The sequence below is a fragment of the Bartonella sp. AA16NXGY genome, from assembly GCF_042197325.1.
Taxonomy (GTDB): domain Bacteria; phylum Pseudomonadota; class Alphaproteobacteria; order Rhizobiales; family Rhizobiaceae; genus Bartonella.
Genome location: NZ_JBHIRR010000043.1, coordinates 1 through 2,181 on the forward strand (window position 1 = coordinate 1; position 2,181 = coordinate 2,181).

Consider the following 2,181-nt stretch of genomic DNA (forward strand, 5'->3'; position numbering starts at 1 on the left):
TCCAGTGACTAAATGGCATACAGGGGAGCAAGGAAGCAGTTTACGTGTAGACATAAATGTTATGTTGGGAGGAGGCGATTGGACTGGTGGCTCTAACAATGATCATCTTGTACGGAATTTTGCGCATTCTCGTTATGTAGAAGATGAAAAAATAGGCGCCCGTGGATGTAGCGAGCCACTTTATTATAATTAACGCGAGATTGATTAGAACATCATTTTATCCAGCCCCACTTTTGTGGAGCTTTTTTTATGGAGCGTCAGATGAGAAAGATATCGAAAGAAGGATTAGAGCTTATCAAACAATGGGAAGGTTTGCGTTTAGAGGCATATAGAGACACGGCATGTATCTGGACGATTGGTTATGGTCACACCAGCAATGCGGGTCACCCCCTTGTCAAAAAAGGCATGTGTATTAGCCAAAAGCAAGCGGAAGAAATCCTTTGTGAAGACTTAAAGCAATTTGAGCAGACGGTAGAGGAATCGGTGACGGTTTCGTTAACGGATTGCCAATTCGCGGCATTGGTCTCATTTTGCTATAATGTAGGGACAGCTGCTTTTCGCAAGTCAACCTTGTTGAAGAAGCTTAATCAAGGCGATTATGAAGCCGTACCCTTAGAATTACAGAAATGGAATAAGGTCGGTGGGAAGCCTCTTGCGGGTTTAGCTAACCGTCGAGCAGCAGAAGCGGGATTATGGGTAAAAGGGGCTTATGTTTCTTCGAACTATCAAAGGGTAGAAACGAAAACGGCAACCGAACTTCTTAAAATAGAAGCACTTGCCCCGATTATAGGGTCTTGTTCGGGGTTTGGAGGCTTGTTGGTTGGCAATGGTCCGGTGCAATGGGCTTTAGCAGGCATCATGGTTTTAGCGGCTGTAACGGGCATAGTGATTGTCGCCAAGCGGTTTGGGGAGCAACGCTTATGATTTTTTGGCTAAAGAAATATTCTCTTATGTTTACAGCGGCTTTAGCCGTTTTTTTTATGGCTTTAGCCAAGGCGTTTCAGCTTGGCAAGCAAAGCGAACGGCAAAAGCAAACAGAGAATGCTTTAAAGACAGCAACAACCCGTCTTGAGGTAGAAAATGAAGTTAATCAAAAAAGTGATGCTGGTGTGCGCTCTGAACTTTCTCGTTGGGTGCGCGGCAAATAGGTCTGTTTCTTGTGGTGGCTGGTTGCCCATTTATTTGGATAATAAGGATGTTGCGGTCATCAGTTCCAACCTTGCAAGAGATATTTTGAAGCATAACAAGCAGGGAGCCCATTTATGTGGTTGGAAAGATGGTCAAGAAACGAAGCAGCAAAGATAAAGGTCTTACAGAAACAGAACAACAGCTCCTTCACGAGATGATAGAGACCTATCAAGGCTTAAAGATGATGTCACGCATCATGAAATTGATTGCCTTCATTCTCTTTATGTTTGTTATTGATTTTTCCCGTTTTGTGGACGCCATAGAAAATAGCTTCTCACATCTTAAAAGATGGATAACAAAAAGTTAGATATCAAATCTCTCCTTTAAAAATATGATGAAACAAGAATTTACACAAACATTGTTTGCGTGGATGGGTGGTAAACACTATCTGCGTAAGAAAATTATACCGATTTTAAATAATATTGACCATGAAACCTATGTTGAACCGTTTTTAGGCTCTGGTGTTATTTTCCTAAATAAAAGACCAGCAAAATATTCCGTTATTAATGATTTGAATGGAGAGATCACGAATCTGTTTCAATGCGTTCAAAATGACTTTGATGATTTAGCCAAACGACTAGAATGGTTTGTTTGTTCAAGACAGTTGTTTTTTGAACTTGCGGCGATTGAACCAGAAAGCCTTTCCAAAGTTGAAAGAGCCGCACGTTTTTTGTTTCTCCAACGTTGTGTGATGTATGGGAAAAAAGAGTATGTCTCTTTTGGCTTTGGAAGGAAAAAGCCTATAGCATTTAATCCCGATAAGCTGTTATCAAGGATGCGACGTGTTAGACAGAAGCTTCTTGATACGACAATCTTAAATTTGTCGTGGGAACGGGTTATCGAGCTATTTGATGCACCCGACAGTTTATTTTACCTAGACCCGCCTTATCTTGTGAAGAAGAAGTGTTATAGCTCTGGGAATTTTGTTGAAGATGATTTTGTGAGTATGGCAAAAGTTCTCAAAAGCATACAAGGCAAATTTGTCTTGAGTCT

At 41.1% G+C, this 2,181-nt stretch carries 5 protein-coding genes; all 5 read left to right on the top strand.

Annotated elements, in window-relative coordinates:
• Window positions 1-193, top strand: a 193-nt coding sequence (locus tag ACFINK_RS09190; RefSeq protein WP_375638887.1) for a hypothetical protein, incomplete at its 5' end; no start/stop codon positions are given.
• A gap of 68 nt (window positions 194-261) precedes the next feature.
• A complete protein-coding gene (gene bgtA, locus ACFINK_RS09195; RefSeq protein ID WP_375638889.1) occupies window positions 262-924 on the top strand; it encodes a gene transfer agent endolysin BgtA in 663 nt (220 codons plus the stop codon).
• Window positions 921-1,148 (top strand): hypothetical protein, encoded by a 228-nt coding sequence (locus tag ACFINK_RS09200; protein WP_375612675.1) that lies wholly within the window; start codon window positions 921-923, stop codon window positions 1,146-1,148. Before bgtA ends, ACFINK_RS09200 begins: the two co-directional genes overlap by 4 nt.
• Before the next feature lie 116 nt (window positions 1,149-1,264).
• Window positions 1,265-1,495: a hypothetical protein gene (locus ACFINK_RS09205; RefSeq protein WP_375638891.1), complete on the top strand. Its 231-nt coding sequence runs from the start codon at window positions 1,265-1,267 to the stop codon at window positions 1,493-1,495.
• Window positions 1,496-1,519: 24 nt separating this feature from the next.
• Window positions 1,520-2,181 (top strand): DNA adenine methylase (locus ACFINK_RS09210; protein WP_375638893.1); only part of this gene is annotated, 662 nt, incomplete at its 3' end.